This window comes from Bradyrhizobium sp. LeoA1Lang, assembly GCF_055413685.1.
The window spans coordinates 1-16,821 of record NZ_JBVAPG010000079.1; the positions used below are offsets into that span (position 1 = coordinate 1).

The window sequence follows — 16,821 nt, forward strand, 5'->3', positions numbered from 1 at the left end:
AGAGCAACGACCCGAACTTTACGGCCAAAGCCGCCGATGTTGTTGGCCTCTACGTCGCCCCGCCCGCGAAGGCCATTGTGCTATGCGTGGACGAGAAGCCCTCGATCCAGGCCTTGGAGCGAGCGCAGGGTTATCTGAAGTTGCCCAATGGCCGCGCCTTGACCGGCCAGAGCCACGATTACAAGCGGCATGGCACGACAACGCTGTTTGCGGCGCTTGAGGTCGCCACCGGAAAGATCATCGCGACGCATTCAAAACGTCGCCGCCGCGTCGAGTTTCTCGATTTCATGAACAGCGTCACCGCGGCCTTTCCGGGCCGAAAGCTTCACGTCATCCTCGACAACCTCAACACCCACAAGAAGAACGAGCCCTGGCTCAAGGCCCACCCCAACGTGGAGTTTCATTTCACGCCGACAAGCGCGTCCTGGCTCAATCAGGTCGAGGTATGGTTCTCGATCTTGCAGGGCCAGTCGCTCAGCGGCACCTCCTTCACTAGCCTCACCCAGCTTCAGGAACACATCGATGCCTACGTCAACGCGTACAACGACAAAGCCGAGCCCTTCGTCTGGACCAAGAAAAAGGTCCGTCAACGCCGCTTCACAGGGCGCCGTATCACTCAGCTCTGATTCCGGGTACTAGTAAAGGGAGCGAAACGAAAAAGGCCCTCAACGAGGGTGGGCTTGGCGGCATCGCATTTGAGTTGGGAACTTGGGCGCGGGTACAACTGTGTCCGGCCGAAACTCGTCAGTTTCCTGAAAGCTAAGCTCCTTAACATGAGAACGTGGTTTCTTGACCACGGATGCCGCCCATGCGTCAACTGGTGACGAATCCAGCGAAAGCTCTGGCGGTTTTGAACCCATGTTCCAACCAATAGGAGAGCTGTATGGACAATCGGATCGACGGTGCTGGGCCTCCAGGGTCCCCAAGCGCCTACGAGTGGACTCAAGAAGATCATGACCTATTTAGTCGAGTGATCAATGAAGCCGGGCCGTCCTCATCTAGCGAGCCAGAGGAGACCGTATATGATGTCTCATGGGCCGCTCCTGAAATGTTTTCGCACGGCTCCCAAGTCGCCCCGCTCCCAATGATCGAGAAACTGACCCACCACGGTCTCCTGCCAGACTCGGAGCAGCCGACGGTGAGCTACGAGATCCGAGGTCACCGCTACACGGCCGCGTTGGTCCCGTCTCAGGGCGTACGCCTCATTCATAACCCACCGGAAGCTCAAATGCTGCGAGTCGGGTCGACGGGGGCGCCAGATTTCGGAGCGTTCTTCGTTGAGACCCGACGCCATCGTGCGCCTCTCCCGGAGCAATGGGCCCCCCTGGCGCTTATTGAAAAGCTGCGTGAACAGGGGCTCATGCCAACCGCAGACCACCCAACAACCATTTCGCTCGACGGCAAGCTTTATAACGCCGAGCTAAAGGAAGGAGGGTTCGTTAGGCTTACACGTCAGGCCTGAGATCTGTGGTGGCTGAGCCAACTTGGTTGGGCGGAAGCACTCCGGCCCAGCCGACTTGGACTACCTAGACAATTCACCGTTCCCTACTGAACGGTCCGCATCGCCAGCGCGCATTTTGCAAATCCGCTGGCAGCTGGCGAACATGAACGCTGTGGCAGTTGAGTGGCTGCGCAAGCTCATGGCGGTCCGGGAGTTTCCTGAATACAGGACCGGCCAACAGCGATGCTGCGCTAGCGTTCGCGATCGCTCTTGCTATCGCTCGGTGTTGACCCGGTGAGTATGATGAAGCATCCTGCGCGGCAGGCCTGTCGAACATAAGATGTGAGAAGGTGATGCCAGCCGTGGTCGGAGCGAGTTCGATTTCATATCGCTCCGCCGAAGAGTGGAAGCGATAACATCTAATCGGCGGTTTCCGGAATATACCGTGCTGCCCAGATTCACTGGACGATGCTCCTGACGCGTACTCCCCGACTGGGCTAAGTCGGCGACCATTAGATGCAGAATCGTGTTCCGGCGGATAGGGAATTCACGGCCCACCTGCGGCATCGATCCCGGCGACTTTCGTGATCAGCGGCTTGACGGTGTTGACGTGTCACGAGGCGGCAGCCTAACGCGTTTGAGCTGGGCGAATACGTCCATTCCATCTTTGAGCCATAACGAATGGAAGGAGAAACTCGTGATGAGCGCCAAAATCGCCCCGCGCGCGAGCCGGTGGTGCCGAGCGCAAGTACTAACGTGGCGTCGGAGGTCTCGTGTCCTTAAGACGGCAATGCCGGTGACCTGACAATTGCCTTGCCAATCGAAAATCAAAAGAGATGCGCCCACGCGATCACGAGGGCGAGGGAGGTGGTGAAGCCGACGTGCCCGGACGGAGATGGATGATGTTCTGGTCGAGAGCCGGGATCGTAAAGCGGCCAAACGCCTGCTGTGTAAACTGCTGAAGAAGAGTGACATGCCCTGCGCGTCATGATCACGGATCTTGGGTTATATGGCGCTGCTCGCAGGGCCCTTCCTCGTGCTCTGCGTAACACCTGCGCCCGTCAGCTTGTGATCAGCTTGTCTGAGTAACATTCGCAGCACCGCCTAAGCAGCCCGACGCACTCGGGAGAGACTTACGTCGAAGGGAACGCGAACCGCCATGGATAATCGAATTAGTGGCTCATCCACACGCGCCAGCCAAGCTGACGAACCGAGGCAGTCGGTGGACAGCGACAGCTTTACCGAAACACTTGCGGGCCTGCCGTCCCGAGCGGCGCCGGATCCCCATGCTGGTTTGTCATTGGCGCCAACACAGCCGTACTCGCTCGTTTCCCAACCTCGTATCGTGGAGCTCGAAACGTCTTCATTCGCCTGGGAGTTGCCCGACAAAATGGGGCTCTGCGCCAGTAAGCCACATACCTCGGATGCAGATTTTCACAGTTCAACCTCTTCCAGCTCCACTACATCCCCTCCACCCAGGCCGCTGTTTGAATACAGGACGGTCGAATTGCCTCAGGCGAATGTAGACGGCATCTGCGTTGGGCTGACTGCGGAGTGGCTCCGCAATCTGAGCGGCAGCCCGTCAGCCCGAATGGATGCGCTCATGCCGGAATCAGAAGGGCACCACTCAGCGGCTGAGCGGCAGCAGCAGTATCAGGACCTCAAGGATCGGTTGCGAAGTGAGGGAGCAGGAGCTTCTCAGGCCGACCTTGAGGCACAAAACACCATTTTGCGGGAAGCGGGCCTGGCACCGTCCGGAAGAGAGAGCAAATACGGATTCGGCGAGCCCTCGAGGTTCTCGCGCGTGCTGGACAAAATTACCGGCGACGGATCGAAGTATTTGCTGAGTTTGTATTTCGCCGAAGGCGGCGCACACACAGTTGCGACGTCGGCGTCGAATGGAACAACCACGCTCTTCGACCCTAACTATGGAGAATTTACTGTTCCATCAGACCAGATGGGGTCATTGTTCCAAAGCCTCGCCAATCGTTACAGGAATCCTCCCAACGGGCGGCATTTATCGACAGTCACCACACAAAAGATGTACTGAGTCGGGCCTGAAGGCCGCTGGCGACTAATGCCTTCTCGTGGCGAACGAGTCGGTCGTGCTGACATTGGCTATTCCGGCTGTTGTCCCCTTGGGGCCGTCATGGCCGCCTCAAGGTGTTCGAGGATGTCCCGGATCTCGGCCGCCAAAGATGCTCCAAGCGGGGTCAACCCGACCAGTCGGCTCCTACTTCTGATGCGAGGTGTTCCGCGAGACTGCTGACGGAGCGGGCGACACGGGATGTCTCGTGGAGGACGATTGGCGATCGAGTTGAACGAGGCCCTGCGCATCAGAATGTGCGCTCCGTGAACGTCGGACGCCACAGGTGTTCAGCACGATCTCAAGCCGGGTATCCGTGTTGCGACCGATGCCGGATCACCGGCTAATGCGCCTGTCATCGCCGGCAGGTCGCCGACATAGCGATCGATCACGCGAAACCGTCAGGGCGATGGCCGACTGGTTGGTCGTAACGGAATAGAGGTTACACGTCGGACCTCCTTAAAGATGCGCGCTTGCATCGTCTGAACAGCCGGGCGGACGCCGCTGCAACCGAATGAAACCACGATAAAGCCGTGGCTCAACCTAGCTACCCCACCAAAGTCCGCGGCCGGCAAGTTCTGCATCGCCTTGAAATCAGCAAGCGAGGGCCGCATCATCGAGCCCGGAAAGCTGTGAAACGGTGTTGTGATGGTGGGCCGCGGCAATATCAAGGGTAGGGCTGTAATTCTTCTAAAGAACCCGAGATCTCGGCTCGCTCGCGTAACAAGGTATGGCACCTTAGCCGCGAAGCGGAATAAGCATAGCCGTAGAAAAGGCCAGCCGCGGGGAAAATGCGCTGCCCCTCGCCTTGCAAAGCGTGAGCACCGCGCCCCCTCTGTGCGTCAGCTTATTGTCAGCTCGCGCGCCTATCACTGTCCACAGGACTCGAGCAGGCCAGTACGGTGCAACTTTTGCGATAGGAGACCAAACGTCGTGTATAACAGAATCACTGGTTCTTCCAGCCAATTTCCAAGCGCGAGCCAAGCCGATGAATCGGAGCTGTCAGCAGATGGCGGGAGGTTTACCGAAACGCTTGCAGACACGGCCCCTGGTTCCTCCTCGGGGGTGGCACGGCCGTACTCCCTCGTTTCAGAACCTCCCATCGATGAGATCGACAGGGAGTCGTTCAGGCAAGAACTGAGAAATTTCTATGGTAACGACATCAAGCACATGGCCAATAATCCGCAAGAGTACTCGGATTTCGTTTCCGAAAAAGCTGAGCGCACAGCGATGGTCGCCAGAGCCGGATCCACCGTACAGGATTCGGACCAGGCGCGATATTTCAGCTATCAATTGGGTGACAAGAGTGTCGGGCTTCTAAAAACCGAAGGTCGACGTCGCATGGGAGGAGAGGCGTGGGAGCAGCACTTTCCTGGGCGGAAACACGTCTCGTCCGTTGTCGATCTCCGGGTTACTCATCCGCTCGTTGAGAACGCAGGCGATGTTCTGCTGGAACACCAACTTCGGCTTGACGGTAAGCGGGCGTTGGTCATGTCGCGTCCTGCCACGGATGAGGTGAAGCCCCGTCTAGAGCAGATGGGTTTTGTTCGCGTTGGTGACAATGAAGATGACAATGAATATGTGCTTGACCCTAGGCAGCATCCCGACAAGTGGACGCTGAACGAGGAGGGAAAATGGCAGCGGGTGGACAAGCCTCGCCTATATCTCTCCAAAGCTGAGAGTAGCGATGAGGAAAACGAAGGAAGTGTCGAGGAATATTCGGGCGAAGAATACATCGAAACGGATTCATCTGGGGACGATCCTTCTTGGTACTTCGACCGGCTCAATTTAGGCCCGGGGACCGGCTAGCAGAAGTCGCGCCGGGTGCAGCTTGACTTCTCATACCGGCACGCACCGGGGCCAAGGCGACGCTGCAACGGGAGCACCCGGCACGCGCGGGTGTGCTCTCGTTGCGGCGCGCGAGCAGAAATAAATTAGAAGCGGCGGCGGTTCCCGAATTCGCAGGCAGAGCAACTTCTTTGAATTGCTAGTCAGCTGCTCTGAGCTGCCTTTTGGTCATTGGCAACTCTCTGGGATTTGAACGCTCCACAAGCATCGTGCGCAGCGCCGACGAAGTCGCCAAACGATTCTTGATGCTTATCGTGATTGATCATCAAGTTGTTTTCATCGTCTTTGAATGGCGTATTCAAGCTGGCGTTTAGTGGCAACCGGGAGCTTTTGTGTAAGCAGCATCCTACACGCGCGGTCACGAAGTGATCTGAGACTGCTACAGCTGTCCTGGTTGGCGCATGTCGAATCATATGATGAGCCGATTGGGCCAGTTGCGTGATTCTTGCAGGGCGCTTGGCGGGACGATCTAATGAGGTGTGCCCCCCTGACCGAGCAACGGGCCAAGCCGAATGTCGCGGTCGCCTATGCGATCTGCGCTTCAATAACATTAAGTCGGCGCGCTATGGACTTCCGCCTGACGATCATCGACGAAGACGGCAGGCACAGACCATGGCCCATTGTGGTGGTGCGGAAGGGTATCTGAGGAGCAAGCGATGGAAGCAGTCTGGCTCTATATCGATGAAAAAACACCCGCGTGATGGGAGCCACATCGGCCGTTCGCGGGATAACCCCAATCAGTGTCTCAAAGAGCATGATGGTGAAGTGTCGCCTGGCATACCCCGTTCTTGGCAGCAGCGATGATGGGAGATCAGTCGATAGAAAGTCGCACAGCGAACCGCCTTTTGAAGGCCTAGGCCGATTTGAGACTCATGGTGCAAGATGGCGAGATGCTTGGTGAACGTGCGAAAGCTTCTTCGCCGTGATCGATCGCGCCACGATTGGCAATCAGAATCCTAAATTCGATGACCTTGACCAGCGCGGGGTCAAGCTTTGAAACGGTGGCCTATTACGTGGGCCTTGACGCGGCTCACTCCGTAGCCTGGCCGTGACTTTAGTGGAAGAGGAGCCGTTTCCGACGGTGCGCGGCCGACGGATCCCTAGGCTCGTCGCGAGGCGAGCCCTCGGCCGCAGCTTCGCGGCATGCTGCGGGAACGATTAGGAATGTGGTGAGGTAGAAAAGCAAAGGTCTGGTGCTGAAACCAAAATTGCAGGTTAGAAAGCATCCTTTGGAAAGCTTGTCCGGGCCTCGCAGTGGAGGTGCTTTACCGGCTCAAGGAAAACCGAGCGCCCGGTTGCCGGCATTGGAAGCGGAAGAAGAGAGATGATCTACATCTACGGTTTGCTCAGCAGTTTGTTCGAATTTCAGCAGACAATGCACGGGCGAGCATGGCACTCGGACGCTGCGCAGCAGCGCTGGCTGGAGGCGACGAGGGAGCCAGAGAACAAGGTGGTCTACGTCGATTTCAAAGCCATTCGCGAGGCAAAGGAGGGAACGTGAGAGCACAAGTTCTTGAAAAACTCGAGGCCGGCCGCGTGCGATACGGCGAATTTGCTAGCGCGCCGGGATCAGGTCCTTGCGGCCTGTTTTTTGTTCAGGGGCCTTGTGGCTGCAAACTCAGGATAGTCGGATTTGTTCGCCCAGGGTGGGAGCATGTCTCCGTCTCGACGCCTAGACGTTGTCCGAACTGGGAAGAGATGTGCTTCGTCAAAGACCTGTTTTGGGATGAAGAGGAGTGCGTGATGCAGCTGCACCCACCTCATTCGCAATACGTGAATAACAGCCGGTATTGCCTGCATCTCTGGAAGCCGACTCGTCAAGAAATTCCGATGCCACCAACGAGCTTTGTCGGCCTCGTCGGGCTCGCGCCATCGGAAGCGGCAATCCTATTTGAACGGATGAGAGCGCTGTTGTGAAAGCCCCGTCGCCGAAGATGTAGCGATGCCCGCAGGCGTGCGTGAGCATGTCCAGACATCTTCGGCATGATGAGCAAAGCTCGTAGCTGCGCCGATGAGAAAAGGCAAAGCAAAATCCGCTCCGAGCGACGCTCGTCAGACTGACGTCAGGTACGTTGCTTAAGCGTTGAGCCGCCAATCGGCAGTAAGCACTTATCACCCACCGAAACGAATATGTCTGGCTCTATGGAGAATATGGTACGGCTCGATTGGGTGCCGTGCTGGTTGCGATCGGCGTGTGACATAGCCGCCTTGTGCTGCGTCGCCTGCCTCTTGATGATGGCCCTTACTGTCATAAGTCTCATTGGTTGCCTATTGCTGCTGGTTCAGGTGAGGCGGCGTTTTTGGCCAGTGCAGCTGGAGAAGTCCGTTGACGCGAGGCGAACCAAACCGCTTTCAAGCCAAAGCTGAAGACATTCCCGCCATTGGAACTCGGCGATTGCCCACATGCGAGAAGGAGACAATGGCCGTGGGCGCACTTGGTTGCGCGAGGTCTTCTTCCCGAGAAAGGCGCGTGAGACCTTCTACGAGCATCTCGGAACGGAAGAGAGTTGAAAAGGGGCCCATGCTTCAACGCTGCGTAGGAGGGCACGAAATCACTCGGGCATGCTCTCGGTGCCGTGCCCACCTTTGGGCATTGCGCTAGAAAATCGAGAATGCGCGCGAGCCGCGGCGGTCTCGAGGGCAACCGGAACAGTGCACCTATCAACGCAAGCTAGGGATTTGGCCGTAGAACAGCCAGACCTCAATCTACTGGCGGCCTAATTGGTATCCGTCCGGTGAGGCCTTCACCGGATGCGTACTCGACCAGCGGATCAAGAACGATGCTTTGGCCGAGGCCGCGATCGCGTTCTTTGGTGCGGTGTGGGCACGAGAACGGACGACGGTCATTGTGGCGAAGGCAAGCATGCCCTGTGAGACATGGCGATGCCCGCCTGCCAGGAGCGGGTTTCTTGTGATCAAGACCAAGCTCGTTCTTGGTCGTTTCCAAGCCGTCCTCGACGGCCCAGCGATCGCCTTCCACTGACGCCAGCTTTTGAATGGACGTGCCTTGGTCATCACGTGGAGTAAAATGCCAAGTCGCCGTCGGCAATGTTGCGGCGGATCAGAAATCCTTGCAGATCGGCATCGGGCGAAGCCGACGAGGCTGCTGATAGAATCCGCTCGCCGGCTTGCTCTTCCCGCATTCCTGGCAGACGAGCGTCATGCAGGCGCCTCCAACAATCCGAGCTGGTTGACGCGGTCTGATACGGTGCGACCGTCATGGGTCAGCATGAACGGGAGAAAGACGGCATCGAACGACAGGATGCCGGTCTCAATCGCCATGATCTGGCCCTTGACCCAGTCGCGCAGGATCGAATTGATCGCGATCTGTCCCTGCGCCAGCGCGCGCTCGCGGTGCTCGCGCTCGGTGCGACCCCGAATCCGGTAGCTGTACGGATGCTCTTTCAGATACAGCGCGGCCCAGCCGCTGGCGCTGGCGCGCAACTGCATCTGACGACCGCGATGACGAAACGCCAGCAACAGCTCGTGCTTTTCGAAATCATCCATGAAGCCGATGCTGTCGCAGCCGACCCGGCGCAACACCTTGATGATGTCGTCGCGAGCGGCGACGCCGCTGGTCGCGTTCTCATAAGGCGTCGTCATGACGCGGGCTCCTGTCCCGGATTCTTCTCCGGCAGCAATTGGTCGACGACGGCGCCCAGGATCGAGGATGGCGTCTCGGCGCCGTCGCGGGTGATCGCGGTCGCCACGTTCTCGATCTCGGCGCCGTACTGCAGCGCCAACGAGAGCACCACCGCCGCGTCGCGCGCGATGGCCTCGACGGCCTCGCCGGATTTGCCGCCGGTTATGAAGACCTCGCCAAGGGCGCCGTCGTCATAGAACCCGAGCGTCACTGCAAAGCGGCGACCGACGCCGCCCCATTCGATCTCGAATGTTTCGGCGCGGCGACGTTGCGGCAAGATCCGGCGCTCTCCCATCACGCCACCGCCGCGACTTTCGGCTTGCGCGGGCCGCGCTTCTCAGCCTCCAGCGCGCCCGATACCTGCCGGATGCAACCGATCAGCTCCGCGGCCTGCGAGCGCGTGGTGATCGCCGCCGTGATATGCAGCTCGATGTTGCCGTCATTGGTCTTCAACTGGACGTCCGCGCCTTTCGGAATCTTCATTGCGATCCTCCATGCTCTTGATCCGCCAGCGGCGTTTCGTATCGCGTCACCAGCTCGACCACGCCGATCACCTCGCGATGCCCGACATCGTTCGCGATCTTGTCGGCAAGCCGTTTGGCGATGCCGAAGTCGCTCAGTTCGGCCTCGATCTCACCCGTGGAAAGGTTGATGACGCGATAGGTCATGCCGATCCCTTTGCTTTGGAAAACTGCAACTCCCACTGCTCGGCGAACCTGCGCAGCTCCTTGTCGATCAGGTCGATCTTGCGCATGTCGGCCTCGGTCGGCTCCTCGCCGCCCGGATCGAAAACCGTCATCAGGCTGCGGAATAGGTGCTGGGCGCCAGCGAAAAACGCGAGCTTGCATTCCTCAAGCTGGACCAGCGGCGCGTCCGGCGGCACGACCGCGATCCGGTAGCCGATCCAACCGGCCTCGATCAGCTTGCCCGCCTCGGCCAGCTCTTTCGACAAACGTTCCAGATAGCTGCGATCAGCCATGGTCAAGCATCCAAGTTGCGTTCTGCTTTGATAAAGGCGGCGTGGACCCGCTGCACGAGATCGCAGAAATCGTCTTCGATTCCAGCATCGTGGTGAATCTTGACGGCGCCCGTGAGCAAGGCGCTGATAGCGAGCACCGTCCGGCACGTGCCGCAGAGCGAGGTCGGCACAAAGGCGCAGTCGGCGACGGCGTCGGCAAGGATCTGGGAGAATTTCACCGCGATCCGGTCCTGTTCTTCTTGAGCGCAGGGCATGGCGTCATCCTTTCTTGGTCCGGCGCCTCCGGCGGGGCGCGGTTCGCTCGCTCCTATCCTCGCCGCGCGGCGGGATCGTCATCACCGCCTCCGGTGGCTGGACCGGACCAGGGGTGAAGCGAGCCAGCAACTTGCGCACGCGATAGGCTTCGATGAAGTGATCACCGGCATGACAGTGCATCGTGTCGGTGCGGCAGACCTCGCCGCAGCAGATCGCCTGCGCAATTTCGATGTCGCTGGGTCGCTCGTTCTTCATCTCAATGCTCGGTTGATGCGGCTTGACCGTTGCCGCCGTTGCGCGGCAGGAACTGGACTTCGGAGCCTTCGACCGAGCGGCGCTCGTCAAGCTCGCGCTCGGTGTCGTGAAACTTCTGCAGGCCGTGCATCAAAGCCGCGCCAGTCTGATCGAGCAGGCTCTTGATCGCTTCACCCCTGCGCATCATGGCGTCGCGGTCGGCGTTCGCGTTGGCGAGCTGACGGCGCAGGCTCTCATTCTCGAAATCCAGAATTGCCTTGTTGTGCTTCAAGGTCTCGTTTTCCGAACGCAGGGATTCGATCTCGGTCTGCATCGTTGAAATTTCGTTGGCGAGGTTCATGGGTGGTCTGCTCCTGTTGTGGCGCGTTTAGGTGATCCTCGGCCCGCTGCCGCCCTGGGGGCTGGGGGCTTTAAGGCAGCAGCGGGCTTTCGGATCGAGCTGCAGGCGTCGGGGGCGCCGGTTCCTGCAGCGCTCGATTCAATGCGGCGGCGAATCTGCGAACGGATTCCCGCGACAAAGCGCCGGTTGGTGGCATGGCCTTGCGGAATCAGCAGCATCAGACGCCGGCCGTCTCGGCTGGTAAAATGGATGCGCGTGTGGCGGGTGCCGTGCGTTACAAGAACGTCGGAGCCGCCGTAGTCCCGAATAAGCTTGATCGTCTCGCGCATCAGTTTTCTCATCGGCTACTCGACCGGCGTCAATGCCGTCCGGATGGCGTGCTCGTACTTCTTGCAGGCATGGATCACGACCGAGTGGCTGCGCTCGAACTTCTCGCCGATCTCGTGAAAGTTCTTGCCGGTGACGACGCGGACGAACGCCATCACCTTCTGGCGAATCTCGACGACGTCGGAGCGATCACTGAGCAGGACGGTCCGCGTGACGCCGTAATACTTGGCGCAGATACCCATCGCGTCGAGGATCTGGTTGCTCCAGGGGCGTGCAACGCGATAGCGACGGAACGCCCGGTCGGCCATGATCAGGAGATTGATCTCGACGGCCGCGAATTCCGCGGGTCGCTCCGTCTGCGGATGGCCCGTCAGCGACGGCATCCGCGCCGCCGCGATCCAATCGAGAGCAAGGGAAAGGGAATCGTAATTGGTGGTGAACAAGCGTCCGTGCAGTGCCATCACTTCCATAGTATCCTCCCCGTCTTTCAGGCCTCATCCCCCTGCGTCGGATGGCACCTTCTTCTGTGATTTCGCAGCATGCTCATTGGCGTAGGCGTCGAGCGTGGCGACTGCGGCCTGACCGATGGCGGGTGCATTGCCGCGCAGCCGTTCGGCGAGGCGCGGCGAGATGTCCTTCGCGGTCTCGCTGGCGACGACGAATCCGGCGTCTTCCATCTCATCGCGGCCGTACATGCCGCCGATGATGTCGGATGCGCGCCCAGTCGCGCGACATGTTGTAAAACAGCTGCAAATCCGGTTTCAGGTCCCAGAGCGGCGACCCCTTGACCTTGCCGTATTCGTTGCGCGCCGGCCGCAGCTTGCCCAGCGTGAACTGGCCAGGGTCGGCGCTGCGCGGCGGGAAATAGCGCGGCTCCCTCTCGCCCTTGAAGGTCGCATAGACCCTGCAGCGGCGGTCGTCGCCTTCGCCCTCATATTCGACGTTCAGCCGCGTGGTGATCGGCGCGCGCTGCTCGATGATGGCATGGAAGAACTGGGATTCGTAGGCGACGCGCTTCTCGCCCTTGTTCTCGACGATGTAGGTCCAGCCCGCCAGCGTCAGCGCCGAGATGCCCAGCTCGTGCGCCTTCATGCAGACGCCGAACATGCCACCGACATTGCCCTGCAGCCACGGCGGAATCATCGGGCCAGCGGTCGACAACAGCTTGGCCTCATCGATCATGTCGCGCAGGTTGGCGACGTCGACGCCGCCGCCGCCTTTGAACAACAGAACCTGTTCGGTGCGCTCGTTGACGACCTTTTCGGCGTTGCCTTCCGCCAGGTCGCGGCGCGTCACGCGCTCCGGATGCGGACGGTCGGATTCCATGGGACGGTCGCCGGGAAAGGATTGATCGCTCATCAGGCAGCCTCACGCAGGGAGAATTTGACCCGGTCATCGACCGATTTGCGCCACCAGTCGGGCGCGTCGATGTATTCAGCGTCGGCACGATCGTCGCCCGGTCCCGGCCACACGCCGCCCTGGTAGCACTGCCAGAACATGCTGTAGGCGAGCTGATTGAGCTGATCGCCGCGCGCGATGTCCTCGTCCTTCAAGGTGCAGGCGCGCACGCAATAGGGCGGCCGGTTCTCGACAAACAGCACCGTGAACGATTGCACCGGAAGGCCGAGCGCGCGGGCGCCTTCGATCACCATGGCCGCCTGCTGGTAGTAGCCGCGATCGGCCATCGTCCGCTGCAGGTTGCGGTATAGCACTGGCGGGTGCGTCGTCTTGATCTCGGCATAGTCGCCGCTGGCGTTGGGAATCTCGTCGGGCCGCGCCTTCTTCCAGAATCCGCGATCGTCCTTCCAGATCAGCGAACGTTCGGGGGCGCCACCGAGCATCCCGGCCTGGACCAGCGGGAAGCTGCCCAGGGCGACAATCAGGCCCTTCGCATGCGACGCCATCTCCGGCGTGATGATCGTTTTGCGATTCCGAATCTGCTCGGCCTTCCACTCCCGCCATTCCTTCCGGTTCCCGTTGTACGGGTGTCCGGCAATCGTCGCGGGACGGAAGACGCAATCGCTTTCGAACGGCTCGGCTGCGACGGCGGCATGCAGGAAGCGGCCGAGCGCCATCGCCTCGCTCTGCTCTTCATCGTCGACGTGATCCGGATTGAGCCTGGATTTTTCCCAGGCGTGGCGCGGCGATTCCCCGATGATGCCGCGCAGCATCGTCGAGGACACGCTGACCTCCGAGCAGAGGTCAAACCGATGGTAGTCGGTCAGCGGGATGCCGCGATAAATCCCGGGCTCGGTTATCGTTTTCCCATCCCAAGGAATCGACTGCATGTCCCATCCTCCCGCGCAATCGTCGGGCGTTCCTCGCCCTCGCGCCGAGGACAAGGCGAATGAAGTCCAGTCTGAGGAACCGATACGGGCCGCCCGCTAAAGGTCGCGAACAGTAACGCCGTCGTGGTTAGCTGGGCGTGTCTGTTGGTGCTCTCACCGCCCTAAATCGTGCTGCGATTCCACGCTCACGAAACCAAGTTGTCAACAGGCTCGAACGTCAGCGCATGAAGTTTCCGGACACGATGCAACCTCTGGGATTAATGCGTGTTCGCCTGCATATTTTATGAGGCAGTCAAACCGTCGCAGCTACAAACTCTCTGGACATCGAACAACGGCGAACAAGTGTAAACATGGACACGCGTCGCGTTTGGTGACAATTAAAACGACCATCGATCGTGCTCATGACGATGACACCAGATGGTCAATCCAGCCACATCGACATGGGATTCTGAGGCCGTCTCGGTCCTGCAAAGGATGTGGGGCGCAGGCAATTCGGCGTCTGTGATCGCTGCGGCGATGCATCGATCTCGCAATGCGGTCATCGGCAAGGTCGTTCGCATGAAGCTGCAACGCGCGAATGGATGGCCGGTCACCATGAAGGCGCGAACGGCGTCCCAAACCAGGACAAAGGCGCTGTCGAGCCGGACCGAACCGGCGCGGCCGGTCTCCTACCTTAAGGCGCGCGACTTCCATTGTCACGCCGTGCTCGATCAGCGCGGCGCGGACGGTCTTCGCATGCGCTGCGGCGCGCGGCACCTCAAGGGCGCGTCGTGGTGCCAAGCGCACTATCTCGCCTACTTCAACCATAGCCGGAGTCCCTGATGCCAACACGCGAGGCCCGCGCAGCACATCCCAAGCTCGCCGAGGCCCAGCAAATCACAACAGGGATAGACGATGGCCAAGGCAGCAGCAGTCGCGAACGACTTCGATCCGCAGCTCGTGCAGGAAATCCTGGCGAAGATTGACGGCTACAAATCCGATTTGCTTTCCGAGCGCGGCTCGTCGATGGCGCGGTGCCGCAACATCCGCGAGTCGATCAGCAACGTTTACAAGGAAGCCAAGGCGCGCGGCGTTCCGACCAAGGAATTGCGCTCGCTGGTGAAGATCCGCGACAACGAGCAGAAGAACCGCGAGATTTACGAGGAACTGGAGGCCGACCAGCAGCAAGTGCTGGCTATGCTCGCGGTCGCCGAGGGCGTCAAGGACCTGCCGCTCTGGCGCGCCGCATCGGCCGCCGCCGCTGAAAGCCGCCCCGCGACGTATCAGTAATGGGGGCGGCCATGGATGACACCGCCCAAGCCAACCAAGCCTTCGGCCGTCTGACCACCGGCATCCATGTTGCCGGTTACACGCTGGAACGTGCGTTTCAGGAACTGGAGTCATTGCTTGAAGCTGACCGCTGGAAACTGATCGGTGATGGCTTCGATAATGTCAGCAAATTCATCGCCAGCATTAAACTCGACACGCTCACCGCCGCCGCGGCCGAGCGCAAGAAGATGGTGGCGAAGATCAAGGCGCTGCAACCGGACACGTCGAACCGCAGCATTGCGAAGATGCTCGGGGTGAATCCGTCCACGATTGATGAGGACGTTGCCGGAAAACCGGCAGTCGCGAAAAAAAACTCCAAGGAAACCAAAGCCTCCGAGAAGATAGCTGCCGGAAATCCGGCACCCCCCGAAATCAGCGGCGCGCAAGCTGCAAAGATTGTAGACCGGCGCACCACCGACATTGCCACGACGCAGGCGAGGCGCGCGGATAAGGAGCAACGGCTTGGTGCAAAGATCGCCGCGCTCCCGGACGCCAAATTTGGCGTCATCCTCGCCGACCCGGAATGGCACGACGAAGTGTACTCAGAACAGACCGGGATGAATCGTCACGCATCCCGCGTCTACACGACCAGCGACATTGAGAACATCAAGCAGCGCCCGGTCGGGGACATTGCCGCGGATGACTGTGTGCTGTTTCTCTGGTCCACCAATCAGCACCTCGATGTTGCAATCGAGGTCTTGCGAGCTTGGGGTTTTGAATACGCTTCGCACTACATCTGGCGCAAACCAACCCTGGGCCTTGGATACTGGAATCGAAGCGTTCACGAAGTGCTTCTGATCGGGACAAAGGGTAGTCCGCCATGCCCCGCGCTCGGCACGCAGTGGGACTCTGTGATCGACGCGCCCCGTGGCGGTGAACATTCCGCAAAGCCCGAAATCTTTCTTGAGATGATCGAGCAGTATTTCCCGACCGTTCCCAAGATCGAACTGAATCGGCGGGGCGTTGCACGACCGGGTTGGAGCGCTTGGGGGAATGAGGCTGACGAGGGAGCAGCCGCATGATCCGAGACCCGGTGAAATACTGTGCGGCCCTTTGGGATTGGGATTTTTTGAAACCGTGCTTCAACGGCACGGCCATCCGGGTTGCCGACCTTGATGGTCTGCTGGATGACGAGGGCATCGTCCAAAAGCACGGCTACGTCGAGAGGTACGGCCATCATCTCCTGTTCGAGACGACGGTGCCCGACCGGGAAATGACGAGCGGGCAATTGAGAAGCCATAGCTCGTTGGTGAAGGTTGGTTTTTGCGTCGTCTACTTGTGGGGGGTGCCGAACAGCTTTCCGATTCACAAAGTCCAAGTCTGGAAAGAATTTGAGGCGCAGCGCGGCGATGTGAACGTCAACGTCAGCGAGGCCGGACTCGTTGGCTGGGTTTGTAAGTGGTTCAGATGGTCAACACAAAATCCGATCACGCCGCCACTGGAACCCGCCTTCTTCGATAGGGCGGAAGTCCAATGACCTATTCGCCGCGCATCCTCGCGCTCGATCTCGCCAGCCGTTCCGGCTGGGCCTGCGGCTATCCCTCCGATTTGACGCCGCGCTCTGGCTCGGTGCGCTTTGCCCGCGAAGGCGCCAGCATGGGCGCTGTGTTCTCCGGCTGCAGGCAGTGGCTGAACGATTTCCTCGCGACCGAATCCGACGTCAAGCTGATCGTGTTCGAAGCGCCGATGACGCCGCAGCACATGTCAGGCCGCACCAGCGCCGACATCATCCGCGTGCTGATCGGGCTTTGCGTCGTCGTCGAGGAAGCAACCTATGGGCGTGGCTACGATGTGCGCGAGGCGCGCGTCTCCGACGTGCGGGCGCATTTCCTCGGCACCAACCGGATCAAACGCAAAGAGGCGAAGGTCCTTACCATCGATGCATGTCATCGGCTCGGTTGGGCACCGGCCGATGACAACGCCGCTGATGCGCTCGCGCTCTGGCATTACCAGGCATCGCTGCTTGAGCCGAGGCTCGCCGTACAAACGTCGCCGCTCTTTCGCCGGAGGATTGCGTAATGGCCGAATTTCCCGCGCTGCCGCTTTGGACC

The 16,821-nt window shown here is 59.8% G+C and carries 24 protein-coding genes and 1 pseudogene; 11 read left to right on the forward strand and 14 right to left on the reverse strand.

The features are described 5' to 3' along the window. From ACZYOF_RS24585 to ACZYOF_RS24610, 6 genes are all read left to right on the forward strand, one after another. A partial coding sequence (locus tag ACZYOF_RS24585) for an IS630 family transposase (RefSeq protein ID WP_463717412.1) occupies window positions 1-626 on the forward strand: 626 nt, incomplete at its 5' end. A 2,037-nt stretch (window positions 627-2,663) separates the two neighbouring features. Continuing rightward, window positions 2,664-3,491, forward strand: coding sequence for a YopT-type cysteine protease domain-containing protein (locus tag ACZYOF_RS24590; protein ID WP_463717413.1), 828 nt, complete (start codon window positions 2,664-2,666; stop codon window positions 3,489-3,491). Window positions 3,492-4,460: 969 nt separating this feature from the next. Then, complete coding sequence (locus tag ACZYOF_RS24595; protein WP_130230645.1) at window positions 4,461-5,336, forward strand: host specificity protein; 876 nt, start codon at window positions 4,461-4,463, stop codon at window positions 5,334-5,336. A gap of 203 nt (window positions 5,337-5,539) precedes the next feature. Next, window positions 5,540-5,689 carry a hypothetical protein gene (locus ACZYOF_RS24600; RefSeq protein WP_165421469.1) on the forward strand — a complete coding sequence of 50 codons (150 nt, stop codon included), beginning with the start codon at window positions 5,540-5,542 and terminating at the stop codon, window positions 5,687-5,689. A gap of 1,010 nt (window positions 5,690-6,699) precedes the next feature. Then, window positions 6,700-6,876: a hypothetical protein gene (locus ACZYOF_RS24605; RefSeq protein ID WP_155255468.1), complete on the forward strand. Its 177-nt coding sequence runs from the start codon at window positions 6,700-6,702 to the stop codon at window positions 6,874-6,876. Continuing rightward, a complete protein-coding gene (locus ACZYOF_RS24610) occupies window positions 6,873-7,292 on the forward strand; it encodes a DUF7694 domain-containing protein (protein WP_463717414.1) in 420 nt (139 codons plus the stop codon). Before ACZYOF_RS24605 ends, ACZYOF_RS24610 begins: the two co-directional genes overlap by 4 nt. Window positions 7,293-8,081: 789 nt before the next feature. On the opposite strand, the pseudogene ACZYOF_RS24615 reads toward ACZYOF_RS24610, so the two are convergent. The 14 genes and pseudogenes from ACZYOF_RS24615 to ACZYOF_RS24680 form a co-directional block, all read right to left on the reverse strand. Then, window positions 8,082-8,449 (reverse strand): annotated as a pseudogene (locus ACZYOF_RS24615) (hypothetical protein); the annotation flags it as partial. A gap of 85 nt (window positions 8,450-8,534) precedes the next feature. Next, window positions 8,535-8,978, reverse strand: coding sequence for a hypothetical protein (locus ACZYOF_RS24620; protein ID WP_028167592.1), 444 nt, complete (start codon window positions 8,976-8,978; stop codon window positions 8,535-8,537). Next, window positions 8,975-9,295 (reverse strand): TSCPD domain-containing protein, encoded by a 321-nt coding sequence (locus tag ACZYOF_RS24625; RefSeq protein WP_028167591.1) that lies wholly within the window; start codon window positions 9,293-9,295, stop codon window positions 8,975-8,977. The genes ACZYOF_RS24620 and ACZYOF_RS24625 overlap by 4 nt, the downstream gene beginning before the upstream one ends. Before the next feature lie 17 nt (window positions 9,296-9,312). Beyond that, window positions 9,313-9,501 carry a hypothetical protein gene (locus tag ACZYOF_RS24630; RefSeq protein ID WP_028167590.1) on the reverse strand — a complete coding sequence of 63 codons (189 nt, stop codon included), beginning with the start codon at window positions 9,499-9,501 and terminating at the stop codon, window positions 9,313-9,315. After that, window positions 9,498-9,686 carry a hypothetical protein gene (locus tag ACZYOF_RS24635; protein ID WP_028167589.1) on the reverse strand — a complete coding sequence of 63 codons (189 nt, stop codon included), beginning with the start codon at window positions 9,684-9,686 and terminating at the stop codon, window positions 9,498-9,500. The genes ACZYOF_RS24630 and ACZYOF_RS24635 overlap by 4 nt, the downstream gene beginning before the upstream one ends. Continuing rightward, window positions 9,683-9,997, reverse strand: coding sequence for a hypothetical protein (locus ACZYOF_RS24640; RefSeq protein WP_028167588.1), 315 nt, complete (start codon window positions 9,995-9,997; stop codon window positions 9,683-9,685). Before ACZYOF_RS24640 ends, ACZYOF_RS24635 begins: the two co-directional genes overlap by 4 nt. A 2-nt stretch (window positions 9,998-9,999) precedes the next feature. Continuing rightward, entirely contained in the window at window positions 10,000-10,251 is a 252-nt protein-coding gene (locus tag ACZYOF_RS24645) for a hypothetical protein (RefSeq protein WP_155255467.1), read from the reverse strand. Between the two features lie 4 nt (window positions 10,252-10,255). Next, window positions 10,256-10,507, reverse strand: a complete 252-nt coding sequence (locus ACZYOF_RS24650; protein WP_463717415.1) for a hypothetical protein — start codon at window positions 10,505-10,507, stop codon at window positions 10,256-10,258. 1 nt (window position 10,508) lies between these two features. After that, entirely contained in the window at window positions 10,509-10,847 is a 339-nt protein-coding gene (locus ACZYOF_RS24655; protein ID WP_028167585.1) for a hypothetical protein, read from the reverse strand. Then, window positions 10,844-11,188: a hypothetical protein gene (locus ACZYOF_RS24660; RefSeq protein WP_155255466.1), complete on the reverse strand. Its 345-nt coding sequence runs from the start codon at window positions 11,186-11,188 to the stop codon at window positions 10,844-10,846. The genes ACZYOF_RS24655 and ACZYOF_RS24660 overlap by 4 nt, the downstream gene beginning before the upstream one ends. A 3-nt stretch (window positions 11,189-11,191) precedes the next feature. Beyond that, window positions 11,192-11,644 (reverse strand): helix-turn-helix domain-containing protein, encoded by a 453-nt coding sequence (locus tag ACZYOF_RS24665; protein ID WP_028167584.1) that lies wholly within the window; start codon window positions 11,642-11,644, stop codon window positions 11,192-11,194. A 24-nt stretch (window positions 11,645-11,668) separates the two neighbouring features. After that, window positions 11,669-11,851: a hypothetical protein gene (locus ACZYOF_RS24670; RefSeq protein WP_463717416.1), complete on the reverse strand. Its 183-nt coding sequence runs from the start codon at window positions 11,849-11,851 to the stop codon at window positions 11,669-11,671. Between the two features lies 1 nt (window position 11,852). Next, complete coding sequence (locus tag ACZYOF_RS24675) at window positions 11,853-12,533, reverse strand: hypothetical protein (RefSeq protein WP_463717417.1); 681 nt, start codon at window positions 12,531-12,533, stop codon at window positions 11,853-11,855. Further along, window positions 12,533-13,462: a PD-(D/E)XK nuclease-like domain-containing protein gene (locus tag ACZYOF_RS24680; protein ID WP_463717418.1), complete on the reverse strand. Its 930-nt coding sequence runs from the start codon at window positions 13,460-13,462 to the stop codon at window positions 12,533-12,535. Before ACZYOF_RS24680 ends, ACZYOF_RS24675 begins: the two co-directional genes overlap by 1 nt. Window positions 13,463-13,879: 417 nt before the next feature. On the opposite strand from ACZYOF_RS24680, the gene ACZYOF_RS24685 reads away from it, so the two are divergent. The 5 genes from ACZYOF_RS24685 to ACZYOF_RS24705 all read left to right on the forward strand — a co-directional run bounded on the left by ACZYOF_RS24685 (window position 13,880) and on the right by ACZYOF_RS24705 (window position 16,789). After that, window positions 13,880-14,284 carry a GcrA family cell cycle regulator gene (locus ACZYOF_RS24685; RefSeq protein WP_394569045.1) on the forward strand — a complete coding sequence of 135 codons (405 nt, stop codon included), beginning with the start codon at window positions 13,880-13,882 and terminating at the stop codon, window positions 14,282-14,284. Between the two features lie 72 nt (window positions 14,285-14,356). Continuing rightward, on the forward strand, window positions 14,357-14,731 hold the full coding sequence (locus tag ACZYOF_RS24690; RefSeq protein ID WP_028167580.1) for a GapR family DNA-binding domain-containing protein: 375 nt from the start codon (window positions 14,357-14,359) through the stop codon (window positions 14,729-14,731). 11 nt (window positions 14,732-14,742) lie between these two features. Further along, window positions 14,743-15,792, forward strand: a complete 1,050-nt coding sequence (locus tag ACZYOF_RS24695) for an MT-A70 family methyltransferase (protein ID WP_463331780.1) — start codon at window positions 14,743-14,745, stop codon at window positions 15,790-15,792. Continuing rightward, on the forward strand, window positions 15,789-16,247 hold the full coding sequence (locus ACZYOF_RS24700; RefSeq protein WP_028167579.1) for a hypothetical protein: 459 nt from the start codon (window positions 15,789-15,791) through the stop codon (window positions 16,245-16,247). The genes ACZYOF_RS24695 and ACZYOF_RS24700 overlap by 4 nt, the downstream gene beginning before the upstream one ends. Beyond that, the gene (locus ACZYOF_RS24705) at window positions 16,244-16,789 is read left to right on the forward strand and encodes a hypothetical protein (protein ID WP_463331779.1); all 546 of its coding nucleotides are present in this window, start codon (window positions 16,244-16,246) and stop codon (window positions 16,787-16,789) included. The genes ACZYOF_RS24700 and ACZYOF_RS24705 overlap by 4 nt, the downstream gene beginning before the upstream one ends. The last annotated feature ends 32 nt before the right edge of the window (window positions 16,790-16,821 follow it).

What these genes read in the sequence shown, in the direction of transcription:
- ACZYOF_RS24690 (WP_028167580.1), top strand. Translation starts at nt 14,357, where the DNA reads ATGGCCAAGGCAGCAGCAGTCGCGAACGACTTCGATCCGCAGCTCGTG.
- ACZYOF_RS24675 (WP_463717417.1), bottom strand. Translation starts at nt 12,533, where the DNA reads ATGAGCGATCAATCCTTTCCCGGCGACCGTCCCATGGAATCCGACCGT.
- ACZYOF_RS24645 (WP_155255467.1), bottom strand. Translation starts at nt 10,251, where the DNA reads ATGCCCTGCGCTCAAGAAGAACAGGACCGGATCGCGGTGAAATTCTCC.
- ACZYOF_RS24685 (WP_394569045.1), top strand. Translation starts at nt 13,880, where the DNA reads ATGGTCAATCCAGCCACATCGACATGGGATTCTGAGGCCGTCTCGGTC.
- ACZYOF_RS24640 (WP_028167588.1), bottom strand. Translation starts at nt 9,997, where the DNA reads ATGGCTGATCGCAGCTATCTGGAACGTTTGTCGAAAGAGCTGGCCGAG.
- ACZYOF_RS24665 (WP_028167584.1), bottom strand. Translation starts at nt 11,644, where the DNA reads ATGGAAGTGATGGCACTGCACGGACGCTTGTTCACCACCAATTACGAT.
- ACZYOF_RS24630 (WP_028167590.1), bottom strand. Translation starts at nt 9,501, where the DNA reads ATGAAGATTCCGAAAGGCGCGGACGTCCAGTTGAAGACCAATGACGGC.
- ACZYOF_RS24635 (WP_028167589.1), bottom strand. Translation starts at nt 9,686, where the DNA reads ATGACCTATCGCGTCATCAACCTTTCCACGGGTGAGATCGAGGCCGAA.
- ACZYOF_RS24655 (WP_028167585.1), bottom strand. Translation starts at nt 10,847, where the DNA reads ATGAACCTCGCCAACGAAATTTCAACGATGCAGACCGAGATCGAATCC.
- ACZYOF_RS24605 (WP_155255468.1), top strand. Translation starts at nt 6,700, where the DNA reads ATGATCTACATCTACGGTTTGCTCAGCAGTTTGTTCGAATTTCAGCAG.
- ACZYOF_RS24650 (WP_463717415.1), bottom strand. Translation starts at nt 10,507, where the DNA reads ATGAAGAACGAGCGACCCAGCGACATCGAAATTGCGCAGGCGATCTGC.
- ACZYOF_RS24670 (WP_463717416.1), bottom strand. Translation starts at nt 11,851, where the DNA reads ATGGAAGACGCCGGATTCGTCGTCGCCAGCGAGACCGCGAAGGACATC.
- ACZYOF_RS24695 (WP_463331780.1), top strand. Translation starts at nt 14,743, where the DNA reads ATGGATGACACCGCCCAAGCCAACCAAGCCTTCGGCCGTCTGACCACC.
- ACZYOF_RS24680 (WP_463717418.1), bottom strand. Translation starts at nt 13,462, where the DNA reads ATGCAGTCGATTCCTTGGGATGGGAAAACGATAACCGAGCCCGGGATT.
- ACZYOF_RS24700 (WP_028167579.1), top strand. Translation starts at nt 15,789, where the DNA reads ATGATCCGAGACCCGGTGAAATACTGTGCGGCCCTTTGGGATTGGGAT.
- ACZYOF_RS24660 (WP_155255466.1), bottom strand. Translation starts at nt 11,188, where the DNA reads ATGAGAAAACTGATGCGCGAGACGATCAAGCTTATTCGGGACTACGGC.
- ACZYOF_RS24705 (WP_463331779.1), top strand. Translation starts at nt 16,244, where the DNA reads ATGACCTATTCGCCGCGCATCCTCGCGCTCGATCTCGCCAGCCGTTCC.
- ACZYOF_RS24620 (WP_028167592.1), bottom strand. Translation starts at nt 8,978, where the DNA reads ATGACGACGCCTTATGAGAACGCGACCAGCGGCGTCGCCGCTCGCGAC.